The 4913-nt window shown below is 57.3% G+C and carries 7 protein-coding genes; 1 reads left to right on the top strand and 6 read right to left on the bottom strand.

Features of this window, described 5'->3' with window-relative positions; translation table 11 throughout:
- Positions 1–1042 precede the first annotated feature (1042 nt).
- From ACODS0_RS27885 to ACODS0_RS27875, 3 genes are all read right to left on the bottom strand, one after another.
- The gene (locus tag ACODS0_RS27885) at positions 1043–1627 is read right to left on the bottom strand and encodes an HAD domain-containing protein (protein ID WP_488838476.1); all 585 of its coding nucleotides are present in this window, start codon (positions 1625–1627) and stop codon (positions 1043–1045) included.
- 67 nt (positions 1628–1694) lie between these two features.
- Positions 1695–2162 (bottom strand): mobile mystery protein A, encoded by a 468-nt coding sequence (locus ACODS0_RS27880; RefSeq protein ID WP_488838474.1) that lies wholly within the window; start codon positions 2160–2162, stop codon positions 1695–1697.
- A gap of 210 nt (positions 2163–2372) precedes the next feature.
- Positions 2373–2822 carry an HAD domain-containing protein gene (locus ACODS0_RS27875; protein ID WP_488838472.1) on the bottom strand — a complete coding sequence of 150 codons (450 nt, stop codon included), beginning with the start codon at positions 2820–2822 and terminating at the stop codon, positions 2373–2375.
- Between the two features lie 253 nt (positions 2823–3075).
- Here ACODS0_RS27875 and ACODS0_RS27870 point away from each other — a divergent pair, with 253 nt between their 5' ends.
- Positions 3076–3225 (top strand): hypothetical protein, encoded by a 150-nt coding sequence (locus tag ACODS0_RS27870; RefSeq protein WP_488838470.1) that lies wholly within the window; start codon positions 3076–3078, stop codon positions 3223–3225.
- A gap of 611 nt (positions 3226–3836) precedes the next feature.
- On the opposite strand, the gene ACODS0_RS27865 is transcribed toward ACODS0_RS27870, so the two are convergent.
- From ACODS0_RS27865 to ACODS0_RS27855, 3 genes are all read right to left on the bottom strand, one after another.
- Positions 3837–4208 carry a hypothetical protein gene (locus ACODS0_RS27865; RefSeq protein WP_488838468.1) on the bottom strand — a complete coding sequence of 124 codons (372 nt, stop codon included), beginning with the start codon at positions 4206–4208 and terminating at the stop codon, positions 3837–3839.
- A 63-nt stretch (positions 4209–4271) separates the two neighbouring features.
- On the bottom strand, positions 4272–4493 hold the full coding sequence (locus ACODS0_RS27860; RefSeq protein WP_488838466.1) for a hypothetical protein: 222 nt from the start codon (positions 4491–4493) through the stop codon (positions 4272–4274).
- 26 nt (positions 4494–4519) lie between these two features.
- Complete coding sequence (locus ACODS0_RS27855) at positions 4520–4828, bottom strand: hypothetical protein (RefSeq protein ID WP_488838464.1); 309 nt, start codon at positions 4826–4828, stop codon at positions 4520–4522.
- Positions 4829–4913: the final 85 nt, after the last annotated feature.

The raw sequence follows: 4913 nt of genomic DNA, 5'->3' as shown, positions 1-4913 counted from the left end.
TCTTGGACTTGCGGCATAAAACCAGTCCAAGTTTTTATCCGCACCCCCAGTGGGTCACTTCTGCGTGGAAATCAACAGCTTGTGTCTTGTAGACGGGGCTGATGCGGCACTGCGGTCTGGAGGCGAGATCATTCAATTCATGCTGCGTAGCAATCTTCTGGCGTGGGCTCGATTCGGCACATTGGCTTTGAAGGAACTGAAAGCTTGGTACGGAGAGGGCACGCTAGATGATGAGGCCGTGGATGCATATCTAGACGCGGAATATAGACGCCTCCTTTCGATGTAGTTCCAGATCCCGGCTGGCAAGATCTACCTGTCACCGATCATCGATTGTTTCGATGGAATGGTGGGGAGCGGATAAAAAATTGGACTGCTTTCTGTCACAAGTCCAAGGCTCAACCGGTACTCGATAGTGTCGTCGCCAGGCGCAGGACGCTGACCCATGGGTGGATGGCCACTAGAAGCCTTCCGCTAGCCATGTCGGTGTTGCCAATCTCGCGGCGCCACTGGTCATAGGCTGCGGCCCACACCACCTGCTCGTTAAAGGAGGATCGCCCAACTCAGCCAAAACATCCCAAGCTGCTGCCGAGTTCCGGTACTCAATGCGAGCGAAACGCAACTTGCCGCCATCGACCGACGCACCGGGAGTGGTGGAGAGATCGAGCTGTGCTCCGGAGGGGATCTCGATTTCGAGTTCTCCGCGACCGGCTGTCTGTAGTTGGCGCGCAAGTTTTCCGGCAGTCACGGGCATTTGCGTTGTGATCATTGGGTCGGGGCGCGACGTCATTGCGATGAGATCTTATTAGGTTGCCGCAGTGAAACTGCTACGTGACTTCTCCACTCACCAAACCGATCATTGAAAGAAATACATCACTCATCGTTTGAGCTGGGCCCAAGGGCAGGAATCGGCTATTGAGCCGTCAGCTGACACGCACGAGCGAAAGCCAGCAATCGCTGCAATTCTGCCTCTGGCTACGGTGAGCCGACGGACTGCAATGAGCCTCTCGCGGCCTAGCTCCCCGACATCTGCTGCTTCTAGGAATTACGAGGCTTTGGCACCCAGAGCCGCAAAACAGTGGCCCAACTTCTCCCTCAGTTCCTGTTGGACGTCGGGGTTGGACAAGCCCGTCGTTCCATCGCATGCGACGAGGTTATGTAGACATGATTCAGGCCAACCCTCGATGTCGTCGTCGAGAGCTATCCACTGCCGGGGTTTTCGCCGCTGAACGTCTTCTTGAATTTGCACCCCCCGAGGTGTAGAGCGAAACATGGACAGGTTCCAGGGATCCACACCATGCACGCGCCCGTGATACGTCCCACCAATGAACCGGACACGCAAGGAGGCCGGAAGGCGTTTGAGGGTTGCGCTGTATCCCGGACGGATGCACCAGGTGCTACTCAGTACCAGGGCGACGGTTGGGTGGGGTTCAAGCACCGACTCCAGAATAGGAACCCATTCGAACAAGGAGTGTCCTGCAGCCTCATACGGGCTCATGTAGATACCCTTGCGTGGGTGCCAGAGCACTTTTTCGTGGTGAACAACACCGTCAAGGTCCAGGTACAGAACGACGTCCGCACTGCGCGGAGTGGATGCGGGGAGATAGGGGGAATTCTGACCAGAGGACATTGCTGTAAAGATCCTGCTGGATGCTATTTGGCCTGCGGGGACGACGACATGGCGGAGCGGATTCAGTTCAGGACTCACGCCAAAGGTCTGACCACCGCCCGTGCAGCAACTCTGTAGTTCTTCGCTCGATCTGGCGACGAAGCATTTCTGCACCAGGGCGCTGACCTTCCAGGCCCATGCTGTGGGCCACTCGACCAACCTCGTCAGTAGCAATGGCCTGAGCACGCTCCCGAACGACCTCGGTGAGGGGCTGTCGCGGAACAAGCGCATAGACCAGATCACATTCAAGACCATCGGCCAATTTTCGGAGCTGCTTCAGGGTGATGCGATCCTCGGCCTCTGCCTGCTCGGATTTGTGAAGTGTGGGGCCGGAGATGCCCAGTCGCTGGGCCTGTTGACGCCCCGTCCGGCCTATGGCTTCGCGGATCAGCTTGAGCCACCCCTGAGGGGGCGGTGGTCGCTTCCTCAGATCAGAGAAGCTGGATATCGCAGTCTGGAGATGCTCGAGACGAAGGTGATTGAGTTCGCTAGACATTGGTAGCCTAAAGACTAACTTAATTGCATCGAATGTTAGCCTATAGGGCAAAACATCATGGTGCTTAGTTTGTTGGCAGCCAATGGTCCTCTTTCCGCAGGCGCTCAATCACCAGCAATTCATCGACACACCACGCTTGGCACATTCCCGCGAGCATTGGTTCGCATAAAACAATGGACCACATACGTCCAGCAGAACCAGCACGACTGACTACAACTCGTGAATTCGTTTTGTCAGCGCCGCAGCAGAAGTGTCAGTCATCCCAGTCTTGCCATCCACGAGAAACAATGACCGGCTGAACGGTCGATAGAGCCATGGGCGGTCATCGACAGCCAACCATGGAAAGACCGCTCGATCTCGGGTTAGCAGCCAAGCGCGGCACTCGGCTTCACGCTCGTATCCCAGCAAGGAGTCGGGCACGTCCACCAAATGCTTGTACTCAGGCGTGACGCCAATGACCCGGTGGGCGACATCCGTAGAGAAACGAGAGCGCAACTGGTCCAGGGAATATTGCTGCCGCCATGTGCTGCTGACAACCACATCGATATCGGCTGTCGCGCGCAGAACCTGCTCAAAGAATGGCAAGCAACTGAAGTGCCTGGATTCATGGCAGAACTCAGGATGAAGCACGCCGTCGAAGTCCAGAAAGAGTGTGCGCACCGCAAAAGTATAGGGTGCATGTGGCTACGGCAGGCCTTCAAGGGGCACCGTTACGCGCGCCTCAAGTGGGTACGGTTCGAATTGCGACAGTTTTGGGCTGAGTTGAGCAATCCATAGCCGCTGACGTCGCCACGTGGATCTCACAACGGCGCTGATGAAAAATTGGTCATCAATCTAAAGACGCCGTAGGCCTCATTCTTTGGCAGGATTTTCGAGCTGAGCCGCATCAAAAATGATGGGGTTGAAATTCGAAATGAGCATCAATTCGTATGCTTACGATGTACAAATTGCCGATGCCTCAATGTACATTCTGACGCCACGCTTGTGGCTGCTGGTGGCGGCTTCTACTGCAAACCAGAATGCGCCGGTACCCATGCCGGTAACGGTTCTGACAGTGGCGTGAAAGAAACGGAAGTCGTGAATCCGCCTACCTAGGCCGCATATAACAGGCCGGAGATCGAACCATGCGTTCCTGAATCGGCATGCATTCCCACTCCATCATGAAGTCGGCTGAGGTTTTCAACCCGGACGCAAAGAAGCCGAACCAGTCGGGCGGGAAAGGGGGCAACACCACACTCTCGTCATCGCGGCGGATGACCAACTCACGGGGAAACCTGCATCCGGGCGGCAGCACCCGTCTGTGAGCCCGTGCTCCGGTCTAAGAGGGCAGTCAACAAAGGCGCGAACGAGTGCCTTCTCGATACGTCATTCTTACGAGAAAAGACAGGTTCTGTGGAGAACAGCCCCCTTCGGCATATCCTTGTCAGCCGCAGCCTGCAGCGCCAATCTCTGGGCAGGAGTGATAGGCCCATCGTCGGGTTCGTAGGCCTTTTGATCTGCAGTGTCTGGCTGGCCTCGCAGATCTTGCTGCAAAGCAGGCTCTGGAGCATTGATGCGGCTATCGGAGGTTGGGTTTGGCATAGGGATCTAATCAGTAAATGGAACTGACTCGGTGGCTGGTGTGATTCCCACTACATCTAAATGCCGTGGGGAGCTGGTTACAGCGGTTAGGCATCAAGTTGCCAAAGCGTCATCACCCACGGTCCACTGCAACTCGTCCACCACCCTGCGCATGATCCACACGCACTGCGCATCGGTGCACCACCGCTTGTCCAGCAGGCCCTTCAGCGCCGCCTTCACTGTCGCCTCCTGGTTGCCTTCGTAGGTGGCGAGTTTTCTTTGGCAGTACGGCACCATCTGTGAGACCAGATCGTCACACATCTGGAAGGCCGCCATGACCTCGCCTGGCGAAGTGCCCGGGGCATAGAACTTCCCACCTTCTTCGACCAGGTTCATCTTGGGCTGGGCACCCGCAATGGCCGACGGTGCTGCCGTCACAGGAAAGTCTTCCGGCACACCGGGATAGTTGGCACGGTCCATTGACATATCGACTCCTTGCTGGCTGATGCACCATACAACCGGTAGCCGGTGCGGTGCAATCGGTTTGCTTCAAAACGGCGCAGGCGACTCCACCAGCTCCACAGGCCCGGGCCCCTCATACAGCACTACACCCGAGTGCTTCACCATCACCCGCCAGACCTCACCCTCCTGCGTGACCGCATACGCCTCCGCCTCCAGCGGCAGCACCGTCTCCGTAGGGAACACACCACCGGCCCTGCCCGGCGGCGTACACATCAGCGTTGGGTAGTTCCAGTGCGCGTTGATCGGCATGGCGTGTCCTCAGTGGACCTCCACCCTCACACCAGCCGCACTTCAAAGTACGCCCCATCTCCTTCGCCCAGATCCCGGAACCCCGCCTGCTTGGCCGCCGCACTGGCCTTGCCCCAGGCCTTGAGCAACGTGAGATCGCCAGGCGACACCACCTCGGGTGGCGACTCTTCCAGGCTGTGCATGGTGTCCAGGGCGGCCGCCACCTGCTCGGGGCCACCGAGCTGCTTTTCCAAGGTCTTGGCGTACCGGGCTTCTGCGGCGATGCGCTCCTTGGCAGGGATCTCTTCGGGGTAGTCGCGCAGGGTGACGACATAGGTGGATTCGATGACTTGCATGGCGCTGCTTTTCCTGTGGTTGAATACTGGATAAATATAAGGGGTATCCACTTAGCTCCAGTGGCACCCTGGATGCTGTGTTTTT

This window comes from Acidovorax sp. FG60 (assembly GCF_057808995.1).
The sequence above is the reverse complement of the archived record's forward strand: the minus strand, read 5'-3'. Positions and strand labels throughout refer to the sequence as shown.